We start from the raw sequence: 15,294 nt of genomic DNA, 5'->3' as shown, positions 1-15,294 counted from the left end.
TGTGTAGTATAGGGTTCTATCGTGTTTATCTATTTGATTCGTATAGGTTGTTACAACTCATATGATTGTTCCGGTTACTGTTCAATTGCTTAAATTTAAAGCTCCATAGAAAAGTAATTGTTGATGGTAACATCAATTCTCGATTAGAGTTATTGTAAACCAGTTATATATATTAAATATAGCTGGTTTTTTCTCTTTTAGTCTATAAGCTCTAATACCAGCTATCAAATTGGCAATGCAATTAGGTATACTTTTATTCCTGGAATGTTCTATTTAGTTAATATTTTTAAGCTGATCGATAATCGTTTCAATGATTGTAAACCAGTTATATATATATTAAATATGGATCTCTTCCGAATCATTAGTTTATCCTATAGTGGCATAAAAGTATTTTTCATATTTTTTTGATTTGGGTAATCAGTTTTATATAAGGCATAAGTTTTATAAAAAATTCGTCAATAGCGTAATATATTTCAACTAATTTTGATAGATTTATAAGTGGCTCCTTTGGTTTTTAGGGTTATTTTTCAATCCCACAAGTGTAAAACACAAAGGAGCTTTTTTAAACCCTTTCTCTTACGCTCTAATCCAGAACACACATTATTTGTTTGGGAGCTCTGTTTTTTTTATTTTTGTAGGGGAGATTTTGTAGCTTCTTGTTACTTTTGCGGATGTGGCGGAACTGGTAGACGCGCTAGACTTAGGATCTAGTACTGAAAAGTGTGGGGGTTCGAGTCCCTCCATCCGCACTATTGCCGTGTATGTTTTAGTATAATAAAAATCTGTTTTTATCTTATCTTTTAAATCTGTTTTACTTTGGATATTCAGTTTAATAAGATTAATCCCAACCATGGGGTTATCTCCATTACGTTACATGAATTTGACTATAAGTCAGCTGTTGCAAAGCAGCTCAAGCATTATGCCCAAAATGTTCGTTTAAAGGGGTTTAGATTGGGATCTGTTCCTGAAGATCTTATTAAAAAGATGCATGGTTCTTCTATTCTTTCTGAAGAATTACATAAAATAGCTGTAGCTTCTTTAAGAAATTATATTCTACAAGAGCATATCCCTATTTTTATGGATCCAATTTTGGTTACCCCTTTAGAAGAGGTAGATCTTAAAAATCAAGATACTTTTACCTTCTCTTATGAAGTTGGCTTAATCGAAGAACTGCCTATTGCATTTGAACCAAATATTTCTATTACTGAGTTTGAAATAGATCATGTTGAACCTAAATTAGTAGATGAATTTTTGGAAGGTCTGCAAATTGTGCATGGTCAACTTTCACATCTTGAAGAAAGTGCAATGGATACTATGTTATATGGTACATTGATAGATAGTACTGGTGCACTTGGTCTAGATATTCGTGTTTCTATCATGCACATCCCTGAACATTTAAGGGAAGGATTGATAGGCCGTCGCGTTGGTCAACAAGTAATGCTCACAGAAGAAAGTTTCAAATACCATTTCCCCGCCCTTTTAGGCGTCAGTTTTAGTTCCTTTGTTGCTTTTAAAAAATATGAATCTGCTTGGCCTGCTACTTTTACGATTGATAAAATTGTTCGGGTTGTACCAATGGCTATTGAACCTGCCCTTTTCGATCTTGTGTTAGGAAAAGGAGTGGCCAATTCTGAAAATGAGTTCCGAGAGGCTATTGCTAAAATTATTTTATTTGACAAGCGCGCAGAAGCACGTCATGCATTCTATCAAAATTTGCAAGAAGCCCTTTTTAAACATAATAAAGTTGATTTACCAGAAGCTTTTCTTAAACGATGGCTTATGGTAAATAATCCAGAGGCAACATTAGAGGCAGTAGAAGACTACTATGATGCACATAAAGAAAGTTTAAAATGGGAGATTCTATTGAGTAATATAGTCCGTCAAAATAACTTAGCAGTTACTACCTCAGATGTAGTCGATGAAACCAAGCGTGCCTATATTGATTATGCTGCCCATAATGGCTTGGAGCTAGAAGAAAATGATGCGGCGATTCATACAGGTGCACTTTCTTTTTTACAGGGTAGCGAAGGAGGTAAATATTATTCCAAATTGCATAATCAGTTAAGTAGGGATAGGGCAATAAATTTTATAAAAGAACAAATAAGTGTAGTAACTGAAACTGTTTCAGCTGGAACCTTTGATGCAAGAGGGTAGTTGGTTATCCTAAAATTTACCACCCTATTACAATGGTCTCCTTAAGTATTTTATAACGAAGCGCACGTATGAAGACTTCTTTTTTATCTAAAAAACAGGGGGGACTTAGTTCCGCTCTAGGTGCTATTCGGGATTGGGTAAGTTCTATTTTTTTTGCTGCTATGGCAGCTGCTTTTATCCGTTGGATGGTTATTGGCCTTTATGTTATACCTTCCGCTTCTATGGAGCCCACACTTTTAACGGGCGATTTTGTTTTGGTTAGCAAGCTCCACTATGGAGCCCGTACACCTGCCACTCCGTTGCAGATCCCTATTACCCATCAAACCATTCCATTTACAAAAATTCCTTCTTACCTTGACTGGCTTCAATTCCCACAATATCGATTGCCTGGATTGAGCAAAATAAAACGCAATGATATTATTGTTTTTAATACGCCAATAGGGCATGTTCCTCCCGATTTAACCGACTATTGGATAAAGCGTTGCATCGCACTTCCTGGTGATTTGTTGCAGATAAAACACAAGCAGCTTTATATAAATGGTGCATTAGCTGATTCAGCAGATAAAGCTCAGTATCGTTATTTTATGAAAACCAAGCGCCACTTAACAGCTGCTTTTTTTGAAAAAAATGGTATTAAAAATCCTATGCCATCTACTGTGCCGGGTTGTGAAGGCTATATCATTTATACAACTCCAGCAAAAGTGGAGCAGCTCAATACTATGCTACCTGCCTATATACAGTCAGTAGCTCCAATAGAAGATGAGGTGGACAACCTCTCCTCTAGTGTCTATCCTTGTCATCCTGCTTTGCAGTGGACCAAAGATAATTTTGGTCCACTGCAGGTGCCTAAAAAGGGAATGGTTATTCCAATCAATCGACAAAATATTCTATTGTATCGTTCTATGATCGAAAAATTTGAAGGAAACAAAAATGTTCGATTTACTCAAACTGAATGTTGGATAGATGGTCAGCAATTAGCTTCTTATACTTTCTGTAAAGATTATTATTTTGCGATGGGAGACAACCGCGATCAATCTTATGACTCTAGGTTCATTGGTTTTATTCCAGAAGACTTTATTGTGGGTAAAGCGGTTATGGTCTTGTTGTCTTCAAATAGAAGCCCCTCTTTTTTCAGTGGCATCCGTTGGAATAGGTTATTCCACTTTGTAAATTAGTAAGTAGTACTAGGAAAACAAGCTGGCTTGTCGCTTTGGTAATTCAATACCAAAGAGGAAAGTCCGGGCAATACAGAGCACCCTACTTCCTAACAGGAAGGCATATGGAAGCAAATCTGTGTGACAGAAAGTGCCACAGAAAACAGACCGCTAGCTTTAATAGAGCGAGTAAGGGTGAAAAGGTGAGGTAAGGGCTCACCGCTCTATTGGTGACAGTAGAGGCAGGGTAAACCTTAGGGATTGCAAGGCCAAATAAACATGTCCATGCTATAGCATGACGAGCTGCTCGTTCGTTTCTAAGGCATGCGGGTAGGCCGCTAGAAGTCATAAGTGATTATGACTCCAGATAAATGACAAGCAGTGCCCCTTAGGGCATTACAGAACCCGGCTTATAGGCTTGTTTTTCTTTATTCATTTGCCCAAATTAAGTAACCATATGTTCTATTTATTATATTAGATACTTTTCTGATCCATTACGTATGACCCCTTTACCGACGAGAGCATCCAATTTTTCTGCTTGGTATAATGAATTAGTCGTCCGTGCAGGACTGGCAGAAAATGCTTCTGTGCGGGGCTGCATGATTATTAAACCTTATGGTTATGCCATTTGGGAAAGGTTACAAAGTATTTTTGATGCAGCCTTTAAAGCAACCGGCCATGTCAATGGCTACTTTCCTTTATTGATTCCAAAGTCTTATTTGAGTAAAGAAGCGGGGCATATAGAAGGCTTTGCCAAAGAATGTGCCGTTGTGACCCACTATCGTTTAAAAATGGCTGAAGATGGTTGTAGTGTAGAAGTTGATCCTACTGCTAAGTTAGACGAAGAACTTATTGTGCGACCCACTTCTGAAGCCATTATATGGCGTACCTATAAAAATTGGATTCAATCCTATAGAGATCTTCCAATTTTACTGAATCAGTGGTGTAATGTAGTCCGTTGGGAAATGCGTACCAGACTCTTTCTGCGTACTACAGAGTTTTTATGGCAAGAAGGCCATACCGCTCATGCTACGCAAGAAGAAGCCCAAGCAGAAGCTTTGCAAATGTTGCATTTGTATGAGCGCATTATTAGAGACTATATGGCAATACCTTTGATAAAAGGTATTAAAACCGTACATGAGCGCTTTGCCGGTGCAGAAACTACCTATACCATTGAAGCCTTGCTTCAGGATGGCAAAGCTTTACAAGCTGGTACAGCCCATTACTTAGGCCAACGATTTGCCCAAGCTTTTGACGTAACTTTTACCAATCCAGCGGGTCTACGGGAATATGTATGGGGTACTTCTTGGGGTATTACGACCCGTTTGATGGGCGCATTGGTTATGGTCCACTCAGATGATGATGGCTTGATATTGCCACCTAAAATTGCCCCCATACAGGTCGTCATGATACCTATTTATAAAACAGAAGCCCAACGTAGCGCAATAGTGGCCCAATTAGCTAGTTTACAGGCTACATTAACACCCCAAGGTATTCGGGTAAAGTTAGATGATAGCGATGTCCGCAAGCCAGGTTATAAATTTGCTGAATATGAACAAAAGGGTGTTCCTATTCGTATAGCGCTGGGGCCTAATGATTTGCAAAATAAAACAGTTGAATTGGCCCGTAGGGACACAAAGGAAAAAATAACCATTCCTATGGACCATTGCTTCGAACAAGTGATCCATTGGTTGGAAACGATCCAGACCCATATCTACGAGCGTGCGCTTAGGCTACACCAACAGCGTGTCTTATTAGTGGATGACTATACAACTTTTAAAAAGCTTATTGCTTCCAAGGGAGGCTTTTTGTTGGCCCATTGGGACGGTACTACTGAAACAGAAGAAAAAATTAAAGCTGAAACAAAAGCGACTATTCGTTGTATACCATTGGACGCGCAAGAAGAGCTGGGCCGTTGTATCTATTCGGGAAAACCCTCTGTAAGACGAGTGGTTTTTGCTCAGGCTTATTAACTCTGTGCATCTTGCTTTTTCAGACCATTTCTTGGATTGTCTTTGTGGCAAACCGAGTCAGACAACGCAGCAGTGGTGTTTTTTCTGCTACTATATCTAAAATCGTTACCTTAAGCATTACCATAGGTACGGCAACTATATTAATCGCTTCAATGGTACTTCTTGGATTTCAAAAAGAAATTACCAAAAAAATAACCACTTTTGTAGGAGATTTTGAAATTACCAAATATAGTGTGGAAGCGTCCTCCACATCTCTCCAAGGTGGCCAAATCAGCCGATTAATGGCTAATTTACCAAGTGCCATTGAAAAAATAACACCATTTACCCAAATGCTTATGCTGGCCCATACAAAGGTAGGGGTGGAGGGCATATGGTGTAAGGGAATAGATCCTATGGTCGACCATACCGCATTGGAAGCGTATCTGGTCGTAGGTAGACTGCCCGATCTAACCAAGTCTACCTATCAAAATGAATGGTGTATTAGCCATCATCTTGCACAAAGATTATCCATTGCACTAGGGGATAGTGTAGTGGTGCATACCGTTCATCCTACAGTACGCTACCGAAAATTAAAGATTGTAGGTATCTATTGCACTTATTTAACTGATATAGATGAAAATTTAGCTTTTTGTGATATGCGTCTTATGCAACGGTTAAATAATTGGTCTTCAGAAACAGTAAATGGATATACCATTTTTTTAAAAGACCATGTAACCCCGACCAAAACATTACGAGATACTATTTTAGACCTTATAGATTATGATTTACGTCTTATACCCACCCAACGTAAGTATATTAATTTTTATGATTGGCTCGCTATTATTGAAAAAAATACAACTATTTTTATCCTTTTTATACTATTGGTAGCAGGATGCACTATGGTAGCTACCCTTATCGTTCAACTTATGGAGCGTAGTTATATGGTAGCCCTATTAAAGGTTTTAGGGGCTTATGATGGGCAAGTATATGCCATCTTGTTGTATAATAGTCTGCGTACCCTGTGTAGAGGCCTGCTCTATGGGAACATTTTAGGTTTAGGTTTGTCTTTTTTGCAAGCCCACTATAGATGTATTACACTTGAACCAGCCCTCTACTATATGTGTTATGTACCCATTTATACCCATTGGAAAGCCATTTTATTTCCTAATCTATTGATATTTTCGACCCTTTCTGTTGCATTGTATTTTGCGATTAAATGGTTAAGACAAAAAAAAATTATAGAAGCACTACAGGAAGGGTAAAGCCATTTACCTACTTTTTCCTGGATGAAAGGTACGATTCCATCCATATTAAACATATGTTTAAGTAGTTTTACTTAAAAAGCAGTTATTATTTTTGGTATTACCCCTAATTTTTGCTATACTTCTAGGCTTTTTTAGCAGCAGTAAGCGTGTGATTTATATAGGTCAAATACTGTTTTTCGTTATCTTATAACGATTTGAAACCTATCGTATATATTAAGCAAAGGTTGATCCGTTTACTTTACCAGAATTATAAGGGCAAATCATTGGCGCTAAAAAAAAATTGTTACGTTTGATTATTTGGCCAATGGTGGTATAGTATCCAAAGTTTGAGCTAAAAGAACAGATTATGCAAAAACAATTGACTATTTTAGGTATTGAATCCTCTTGCGATGAAACAGCTGCTTCTGTAAGCCATAATGGCAAAATAGTCAGTAATGTGGTCATGAGTCAATTGATTCATGAAAAATATGGTGGTGTTGTTCCAGAACTTGCTGCACGTGCACATGAAACCAATATTATTCCTGTTGTAACGGCTGCACTCGAACAAGCTAACCTTGAAAAATCTGCATTACATGCTATTGGATTTACACAAGGTCCAGGGTTACTAGGTCCCCTTTTGGTTGGAAGTTGTTTTGCGAAATCATTGGCTTTTTCTCTTGGCATTCCTTTAATAGGTGTCCACCATATTCAAGCCCATGTATTGGCTAATTTTATCGATGATCCTAAGCCTACTTTCCCTTTTCTCTGTTTGGCTGTTAGTGGAGGACATACGCAGATTATATTGGTAAAGGATTATTGTGCTATGGAGGTATTAGGTGCAACCCAAGATGATGCTGTAGGAGAAGCCTTTGATAAAATAGCCCATTTAATGGGATTGCCTTATCCAGGTGGTGCTTTGATAGATCGCTATGCCCAAGAAGGTGATCCGAATGTTTTTGCCTTTCCATCTACGCATATGCCCAATTTTGATTTTTCATTTAGCGGTATAAAAACAGCTTTTGCACTTTTTATTCGAAGTAAAACTCCTGAATTTGTATTAGCGAATCGGGCTGATATCTGTGCCAGTATTCAAGCAGTGTTGGTGCGTATGTTATTGGCTAAATTGACCCAAGTTATTCAAAAAAGCGGTATTACCACCATTGCATTGGCAGGTGGTGTTGCTGCGAATAGCCATTTGCGTGAGCAGCTGAAGCAAATGGCTATAGAACATCATTGGAGGGTTTTTATACCCGCTATGGCCTATTGTACAGATAATGCAGCCATGGTAGCCATTACAGCTGCCTATAAGCATCAGTTAAAAGACTTTGTGAATTTAAAGGCAAAATCTTTACCGAGATATCCAATATAGTATTATTCGAAGAAAGGATAAAATGGCCTATAATATTTAAGCATAAATGGGGAAGGGGCTTCTATAGCTTTTATCAAAAAAACAAAAAACAAAAAAATGATAATGCAAAAGAGTTTTTAGCAACAATTCCCCTTTCACACGCTATTAAGAAGCCCCCAGGAGCAGAATAGTCCCTAAGCAGGAACTACATCAAAAGTTAATGTGTAGGAAACCGTTTCGTGTAAAGTTAAAACGGCTTCATAATTTCCTATTTGTTTAATAGGGTGTTCAATATTTATCTTAGTATGGTCTACACCAATGTCTTTTGCTTTAAGTGCCTTAGCAATTTGCAAAGGGGTAATAGAGCCAAATATTTTTCCACCTTCACCTACTTTTGCAGCTATTACTACCTTAGCGGATGTGAGCAGTGGTAAAAGTGCCTCTGCATCGGCTTTTAGTTTTATCCCTTTATGTGCTGCTTGTTTTGCATTTTCAAATGCAATTTTCTTATTTGTAGCATTCGCTACAACAGCGAGCCCTTCCGGAATAAGATAGTTTCTAGCATAACCAGCCTTAACCGAAACAATATCTCCTTTGTTTCCTAATGTTTTATATGCACTTTTTAATATTACTTCCATTTTAGGTTTACTTTAAATTGTCCGCTACATAAGGAAGCAAAGCAAGTTGCCTGGCACGCTTTACTGCACGAGCTACTTTTTTTTGGTATTTTAAACTATTGCCACTAATTCGCCTAGGTAATATTTTGCCTTGTTCATTGAGGAACTTCATTAAAAAGTCAACGCATTTATAATCTACATACTTAATACCGTACCGCTTGAAGCGACAAAATTTTTTAGTGATTGTTTTTTTTTGTATTGATTCGTTTACTAAAGTCATAGGGCTATAGTTCTTTCTTAGATTCTTTTTTTCCATTTGATCTTCTTTCCATGTTATGCGCTAATGCATGCTTGTCTAAAGCAAATGTTAAAAAACGCAATACGGTCTCATCTCGTGCATAAGTAACTTCTAACTCCTTAATCAGACTAGGTTCACTTACAAATTCTATCAAATGATAGACCCCATTTTTTTTATGCTTGATTTGGTAAGCCAAAGGTTTTAAACCTATCTCTTCTTCATGTGCTATTGTTGCATTACCCTTCACTAAGAAAGATCTATATTTATCTATAGATGCCTTTATTTGATCGCTAGAAAGTACTGGTGATAGTATAAATACTGTTTCGTAATGTCTCATGTTATATTAAATAATTCCCAATCTTTAAATAGTGGACAACACAAACAAAATTGTGAAAAAAAAATGATAAAATCAAGTTTATTTTTAGAATAAATTGTATTTTGTAGCCTACGCTATGCATGTTAAAGCTTTACAAGCTTATCTTTTTCACTTAAGACTTGCAAGTATGAATATACGAATAGAATCATCCTGGAAAAATGAACTTACTACAGAGTTTGAAAAACCCTATTTTAAAAAATTGACCGATTACGTGAGGGCGGCTTACCAAAATGGTATCATCTATCCAGCAGCTAAAAACCTATTTAGGGCTTTTGAACTCTCACCTTTTACCCATACTAAGGTGGTGCTTTTAGGGCAAGATCCTTATCATGGTCCAGGGCAGGCAGATGGGTTGTCTTTTTCCGTTCCTTCATCCATTTCTTTTCCCCCCTCGCTACAGAATATTTTTGCAGAACTGCAAGCAGATATGGGTAGTCCAAAGCGAACATCTGGCTCATTGGATGATTGGGCCAAACAAGGCGTATTGTTATTGAATGCAATTTTAACGGTGGAAGCACACAAGGCAGGCTCTCATCAAAAAAAAGGCTGGGAGCTTTTTACCGATGCAGTGATACAATCTATTTCAGAACGTAAGAAGCATGTAGTTTTCATATTATGGGGAAGTTATGCCCAACAAAAGGGCAGCTTGATTGATGGGCAACAACACTTAGTACTAAAATCGGCACATCCTTCTCCACTATCTGCCCATAGGGGATTTTTTCAAAATAGACATTTTAGCAAGACAAATAGCTATCTATTGGCCACAGGCCAGACGCCTATTGTTTGGTAATAGACTAGCCTAGTACATACCTTTTTATTTTAATGTTGCTTTGATTTTATTTTCAAGTGATCCATACAACTGGGCATATTGCGTGTCTTTATCCAATAGGTCATTTATGACTCCTACCGCATGTATCACCGTTGTATGATCCCTTCCACCAAAGTAGGCGCCTATAGTTTTTAAAGAGTGTGTGGTATATTTTTTGATCAGATGCATGGCAGTTTGTCGAGCCATTACAAGCTCTTTTTTACGAGATTTACCTTTAAGTACATCTAAAGAAATCGCATAGTGGGCTACTACCTGCTGTTGTATGGCTTCAATAGTCGTTTCGGCAGTAGGCTGTTGTGCTACAATATCCTTTAAAACTTGTTGTGCCAAAGCTACGTTCATATCGCGTTTGGTCAATGAAGCATGTGCAATAAGCGAAATAAGTACGCCTTCTAATTCTCTTACATTGGTATCCACATGCCTGGCAATGTAATCGATTAAATCTGAGGAAAGGGTAATGCCGTCGGCTTCCATTTTACTATGGATAATGGCCACGCGGGTTTCAAAATCAGGACACTGTACATCTGCCGTTAAACCCCATTTGAATCGGGAAAGCAGCCGTTCTTGTAATCCTTTTAAATCACGAGGTGGGCAGTCACTTGTAATGATAATTTGTTTTTTTAGTTGATGTAGATGATTAAAAATATGAAAGAAGATTTCTTGTGTTTTTTCTTTACCCGCTAAAAATTGTATATCATCTAAAATAAGTAAATCTACTGTTAGATATTGCCCTGTAAAAGCTTGAACGTAGTTGTTGCGCAGCGCTTCTATAAATTGTGTGGTAAATTTTTCTGAGGAAACATAGGCTACTTTTTTATCTGGGAAAAATGTTTTAACCTCATTTCCAATTGCTTGAGCAATATGCGTTTTCCCTAATCCTATACCTCCGTAAAGCGTCAATGGATTAAAAGCGGTTCCTCCTGGTTGCTTTGAAACGGCTTGTGCAGCAGATTTGGCTAGCTGGTTGCAACTTCCTTCTATGAGGTTATTAAAAATATAATTGGGATTTAATCGAAAAATTTCATTTTCTGAAATGGTAGGTAGCTGTGGAATGGTCGATTTTGGTGTGGGGCCTGGATAGGTAGGCAAGTGGACCATCAACGGCTTCTGTTTTTTATTGCCTTTGTCTATCACAACTGCATAGGCTAGTTTGCCATGAGGACCTATTTCTTGCCGTACTGCTTGCTTTAGCAATGGTAAATGGTGTTCTTCTAGCCATTCATAAAAAAATTGACTAGGTACTTGAATGGTCAAGACACCATCTTTGAAATCTTTGGCTATAATAGGACTAAACCAAGTTTTATAGGTTTGTGCACTGATTTGACCTTGAATGTATAGAAGGCATTTATCCCAAATAATCTTGCTATCGATATGCATGAATAACTTCAGCTATTTAAAAAACCTGTTGCTATATTATAGTCCTATTGCTTTGAAAACCATAAATGGGTACCAGCTTTGTAGTGCGCTTTACAGTTGAAGAATATTTTGGCTTATATTAAGTCGAGCTGGTTTTTAAAATAAAATTTACCAATTATATATTTTATTAATTTGCATTGTCTTGACTTAAAAAAGCAACAATTAGCTTATAAAAATGACCTTGGAAGGGGTCCCAAATAGACAATTGATATGGATAGCCAATATGCCATACCAATTTATAGAAATATTTAGCTTATAAACCTGAATGTGGGATAATGTATCTTACCAGAATAGCTCCTTCGCATATGTTAATTTCTTCCTTTTCGTTTTCCCCAAAGTTGTAGCAAATGTAGAAAAATATTTATAAAATCGAGATATAGGTGAAGCGCACCGATTAGTGCAACTTTTTTTGCTAAGGCTGTGTCTTGTACCTCATAGTATAGTTTTTTTAATTTTTGGGTGTCGTATGCTACAAAACCAATGAAAACCACTACTCCTATAAAACTTGTTAGAAAGTAAACTGCACCACTCTGTAAAAAGAAATTTACTAGGGCACTTATAATAAGTCCAAAAAGGGCCATCCTACAAAAAGAGCCCAAAGCAGTTAAATCACGTTTGGTGGTGTAGCCATAGATACTCATGGCACTAAAGGTGCAAGCCGTTACTAAAAAAACTGTATGTAAAGAATCAATCGTGTAAATAAACATTAGTCCAGATAATGAAACACCCCAAAGTGCCGCATACAATACTAAAAGGTAACGAGCGTGGGAAAATGTTATTCTGGAAAGCTTGTACCGTACATATATGACAATCAACACTGGCGAAAATAGCACCACAGAACCAAAAAAAGTAAAGTCTAGCATGTTCCCGAACTGATCGAATGCAAAAAGTAAACGGATTAAAGGTGGAGAATGATACGTTACGGCTGCTGCAATGGCGGTAATAAAGAGCCCAAAAGCCATATGCGCATATACTTTAACCATATAGCGCTGTAATCCATCATCTATGGCATACCTGTTGCTTGTATGATTGTTTATATAATTATTCATTTTCTTTAAAGCTTACTATTTTAATAGTTGGCCAATAGGCCACCGGTATAAATTTAGAAAATAATAGCGTACGATCCAATGCTGTCTTTCATGGTTTAGGGTAAACGCAACCTTTGCTCAGGTGATGCACCATTGGATTTATCCAATGCATACAGCAAATTTAAATTCTAAAGATACATATCTTTTCATGCATAGTGTTTATTTTAATCGAGAAGCACATAAAGGAATCGTCCTATAACGATCCGATCCCATAAATAGAAACCCAAATGACCTTATCAGATCCATCCTTATATTTTTTACCTGTCTATGCAAGACCTAAAAGCCATCAAGATAAAATTGAAGGTTGGGTAGGAGAGGGCGAAAAATATATATTACACCTTCGGATTATGGCCCCTCCTGAAGGGGGTAAAGCCAATAAAGCGATTATTGCACTATTGGCCCAAATCTTTGGTATTGCCAAAAGCCATATTACCTTAGTACGTGGTGCTACTGCACGCCATAAAATCTTTAAGATCGCACCATGGTCTGCGTTATTGGCTGAGAAGCTACCACCATTCCCTCCTCCGTTGGGTAAGTTGTTTTAATCGTGTTCGTTTTTTTAATTTGCTTGTTGCATCTTGTTGCTACCTCATCAAAAAAAGCTCGAAAAGCCTTACATTATTGACAAACTAGTTGGTTTTTAAATTCTAAATTTACACGATGGTATGCGTTCCACCCTTTATAAGGCATAACTTGGCTATAGAAAAGCCGGAGTTTCTCAAACTTTTCTTCTATGTTTTCTACTTTCCCAAATTCTATTTGATGTCCACCTATTTGGGTGCCGAGTATAATTTTACCGTTATCTTCTACTTCTAAGCTTGTCATCTGTCTTCGCCAAAAAGGATCGCTATGTATGTAGTGTAGGAGTGCCAATAATCCCTTATCAGCAAGTTTTCTTTTTGCTGTAGCTATGTTTTTACCAGTTATAACAAGCAGTCGGAGACATGGTAGACCTTTTAGTGCGATCAAGTCACCCTTTTCATCTACATAAGCGTCTGTACCATTTGGCTCCATTAAGTTAATGGTACGTGCAATAAAGTATTTGGTTGTTAAGGAGATTGTTAAAACACCGCTCCAAGTTTTATACACCAATACACTTTTTATAAGTGGATGTCTTTTCAATTGATCTTGTATGGCATAAGTGTCGATCTTTTTGAGGTGTGTCTTTTGTAAAGCGACTGGATGTGTTGCCTCTAAAAGATCAAGGATTTCTTGGACCGTTATAAGGGATTGGCCTGGATAAGCCTTGATCGATATTGCTATATCCTTGCATACCAAATTAGTATGTTTTTCTTTCGCAAACAGTAGAGACAACCATAGGCCAATCGTTAGAAACAAAGCAGCTACTCTGTTTACTATTTGATTCATGTAGATAATGTAGAGCTATGCGCTTAGATTGATTTGTATCCTTTTAGGGTGCCAAGAAAAGTAGCCAAATTATAAAAAGTACAGGCAGCAAAATAGGCATAGAAAATCGGAAGATATAGTGGCCAAAAGCAGGCATAGAGATACCTGCTTGTTCAGCAATAGATTTAACCATAAAGTTGGGGCCATTGCCAATATAAGTCATGGCGCCAAAAAAAACGGAAGCTAAAGAAATCGCTTTAAGTCCAATCACTGAATTGGGGTAGATCCCACCTGCTGCATATGCTTGTACATGAGTTATAAGTTCAATATTAGCACCTTGTGCCGCCATGCTAGCTGCTACAAAATTTAAGTAGGTAGGCGCGTTATCCAATACGGAAGAAAAAAGCCCTGTTCCCCAATATAAAGTATTGGGTGTAATCAATGCTTTTCCCATTTCAGATGCAGCAAACTTCCCAATTAATTCAAGTGCTGGAATCATAGTGCCAAAAATACCTATAAAAATTAAGCAGACCTCATTTAAAGGGGTGAAACTAAATCCATTCAATTGCAAGGTTTGTCTGTTTGCAGTATGGTATGCAAGTGCGGCTATCGTTAGCATGATCAACTCACGTACAAATGAAATAGAATGGCCATGGTAGTCAATGGTAGGCAACCAAGCAAAAATGGTTGGATCTAAAAAAACCGCACCAATAGCCATGGTTAACCAAATTAGATTTTTACTGCCTGCAATAGATAAAGTTGTAGGACATACGTTACAATCTACTGCTACTTTATTGTTTTTATCAAAAAAGTAAAAGATGGATAATAGCATCAACAGAGCTGCTAACCAAGGTAAACTATGGTGTATTACAGTCCATTTGAATGGTACTCCTTTTAAAAAACCTAGAAATAAAGGAGGGTCCCCAATAGGCGTTAATGCACCCCCTATATTGCTAACTATAAAGATAAAAAAGATAATATGATAGGCCTTAATACGTCCTTTATTTAATCCTAGATAAGGACGTATAAAAAGCATAGACGCTCCTGTTGTACCGATTAAATTAGCCAATAAGGCGCCCATAAAGAGTAAACCTATATTGGCCAGTGGGGTAGCACGGGCATTTACTTCAATGGCAATACCCCCAGTTGCAACATATAAAGCAGTAATCAGTGCCATAAATTGTATATATTCCGCTGCTGCTTCTACAGGTTTAATTTTGTTGTCTAACACTATACAATAGTAAGCCATAACGAACGTAGCCAACAATATGGCTACCTTTGGGTAGTTTTTATGCCAAAAATTGGCAAAAAAAACTGGTCCTGTAGCAATCATCAATAATAAAACGATAAAAGGTATAGCCAACCAAAATGGAGGCGTTATTAGGTGACTCCCTGCACCACTACCCTGGTGGATGGCTAAAGTAGCAACGGAAGTGTTATGGACTGATAATGATAATGTAGCAAACATATA

Annotated in this window: 14 protein-coding genes, 1 tRNA gene, 1 other RNA gene and 1 pseudogene; 9 read left to right on the top strand and 8 right to left on the bottom strand. The window is 37.5% G+C overall.

Annotation, left to right across the window (positions count from 1 at the left end; all coding sequences use genetic code 11):
* Positions 1-149: 149 nt before the first annotated feature.
* Positions 150-466 (bottom strand): annotated as a pseudogene (locus ACRRVB_RS04415) (transposase); the annotation flags it as partial.
* 201 nt (positions 467-667) lie between these two features.
* On the opposite strand from ACRRVB_RS04415, the gene ACRRVB_RS04410 reads away from it, so the two are divergent.
* The 7 genes from ACRRVB_RS04410 to tsaD all read left to right on the top strand — a co-directional run bounded on the left by ACRRVB_RS04410 (position 668) and on the right by tsaD (position 7,873).
* Positions 668-749 (top strand) — tRNA-Leu (locus ACRRVB_RS04410).
* Between the two features lie 67 nt (positions 750-816).
* Positions 817-2,154 (top strand): trigger factor, encoded by a 1,338-nt coding sequence (locus ACRRVB_RS04405; protein ID WP_432466756.1) that lies wholly within the window; start codon positions 817-819, stop codon positions 2,152-2,154.
* Between the two features lie 68 nt (positions 2,155-2,222).
* Positions 2,223-3,329, top strand: a complete 1,107-nt coding sequence (gene lepB, locus ACRRVB_RS04400; protein ID WP_432466755.1) for a signal peptidase I — start codon at positions 2,223-2,225, stop codon at positions 3,327-3,329.
* A gap of 14 nt (positions 3,330-3,343) precedes the next feature.
* Positions 3,344-3,737, top strand: an RNA gene (rnpB, locus tag ACRRVB_RS04395) — RNase P RNA component class A.
* Positions 3,738-3,808: 71 nt separating this feature from the next.
* Positions 3,809-5,281 (top strand): proline--tRNA ligase, encoded by a 1,473-nt coding sequence (proS, locus tag ACRRVB_RS04390; RefSeq protein ID WP_432466754.1) that lies wholly within the window; start codon positions 3,809-3,811, stop codon positions 5,279-5,281.
* Positions 5,282-5,292: 11 nt separating this feature from the next.
* Positions 5,293-6,522, top strand: a complete 1,230-nt coding sequence (locus ACRRVB_RS04385) for an ABC transporter permease (protein ID WP_432466753.1) — start codon at positions 5,293-5,295, stop codon at positions 6,520-6,522.
* A gap of 349 nt (positions 6,523-6,871) precedes the next feature.
* Positions 6,872-7,873, top strand: a complete 1,002-nt coding sequence (gene tsaD, locus ACRRVB_RS04380; RefSeq protein ID WP_432466752.1) for a tRNA (adenosine(37)-N6)-threonylcarbamoyltransferase complex transferase subunit TsaD — start codon at positions 6,872-6,874, stop codon at positions 7,871-7,873.
* 173 nt (positions 7,874-8,046) lie between these two features.
* On the opposite strand, the gene rplI is transcribed toward tsaD, so the two are convergent.
* From rplI to rpsF, 3 genes are read right to left on the bottom strand one after another with little or no spacing between them, the layout of a single operon-like run.
* Positions 8,047-8,490 carry a 50S ribosomal protein L9 gene (gene rplI / locus ACRRVB_RS04375; protein ID WP_432466751.1) on the bottom strand — a complete coding sequence of 148 codons (444 nt, stop codon included), beginning with the start codon at positions 8,488-8,490 and terminating at the stop codon, positions 8,047-8,049.
* Positions 8,491-8,497: 7 nt separating this feature from the next.
* A complete protein-coding gene (gene rpsR, locus ACRRVB_RS04370) occupies positions 8,498-8,749 on the bottom strand; it encodes a 30S ribosomal protein S18 (protein ID WP_432466750.1) in 252 nt (83 codons plus the stop codon).
* A gap of 4 nt (positions 8,750-8,753) precedes the next feature.
* Positions 8,754-9,104, bottom strand: coding sequence for a 30S ribosomal protein S6 (gene rpsF / locus ACRRVB_RS04365; RefSeq protein WP_432466749.1), 351 nt, complete (start codon positions 9,102-9,104; stop codon positions 8,754-8,756).
* A gap of 166 nt (positions 9,105-9,270) precedes the next feature.
* On the opposite strand from rpsF, the gene ACRRVB_RS04360 reads away from it, so the two are divergent.
* Positions 9,271-9,933 (top strand): uracil-DNA glycosylase, encoded by a 663-nt coding sequence (locus ACRRVB_RS04360; RefSeq protein ID WP_432466748.1) that lies wholly within the window; start codon positions 9,271-9,273, stop codon positions 9,931-9,933.
* A gap of 24 nt (positions 9,934-9,957) precedes the next feature.
* Here ACRRVB_RS04360 and dnaA read toward each other — a convergent pair whose 3' ends face one another.
* Together dnaA and ACRRVB_RS04350 are read right to left on the bottom strand one after the other, a co-directional pair.
* Positions 9,958-11,349, bottom strand: coding sequence for a chromosomal replication initiator protein DnaA (gene dnaA, locus ACRRVB_RS04355; RefSeq protein ID WP_432466747.1), 1,392 nt, complete (start codon positions 11,347-11,349; stop codon positions 9,958-9,960).
* A gap of 347 nt (positions 11,350-11,696) precedes the next feature.
* Entirely contained in the window at positions 11,697-12,437 is a 741-nt protein-coding gene (locus ACRRVB_RS04350; RefSeq protein WP_432466746.1) for a Bax inhibitor-1/YccA family protein, read from the bottom strand.
* 266 nt (positions 12,438-12,703) lie between these two features.
* Here ACRRVB_RS04350 and ACRRVB_RS04345 point away from each other — a divergent pair, with 266 nt between their 5' ends.
* Positions 12,704-13,021 carry a DUF167 domain-containing protein gene (locus ACRRVB_RS04345; protein ID WP_432466745.1) on the top strand — a complete coding sequence of 106 codons (318 nt, stop codon included), beginning with the start codon at positions 12,704-12,706 and terminating at the stop codon, positions 13,019-13,021.
* A gap of 73 nt (positions 13,022-13,094) precedes the next feature.
* Here the strand turns inward: ACRRVB_RS04345 and ACRRVB_RS04340 are convergent, their stop codons facing one another.
* Together ACRRVB_RS04340 and ACRRVB_RS04335 are read right to left on the bottom strand one after the other, a co-directional pair.
* Positions 13,095-13,844 (bottom strand): cell division protein FtsQ/DivIB, encoded by a 750-nt coding sequence (locus tag ACRRVB_RS04340; RefSeq protein ID WP_432466744.1) that lies wholly within the window; start codon positions 13,842-13,844, stop codon positions 13,095-13,097.
* A 43-nt stretch (positions 13,845-13,887) separates the two neighbouring features.
* Positions 13,888-15,291, bottom strand: coding sequence for a sodium:proton antiporter (locus ACRRVB_RS04335; RefSeq protein ID WP_432466743.1), 1,404 nt, complete (start codon positions 15,289-15,291; stop codon positions 13,888-13,890).
* Positions 15,292-15,294 lie beyond the last annotated feature (3 nt).

The organism is Candidatus Cardinium hertigii (assembly GCF_050864855.1).
GTDB lineage: Bacteria > Bacteroidota > Bacteroidia > Cytophagales > Amoebophilaceae > Cardinium > Cardinium hertigii_C.
This window is presented reverse-complemented; position numbering and strand designations above follow the sequence as displayed.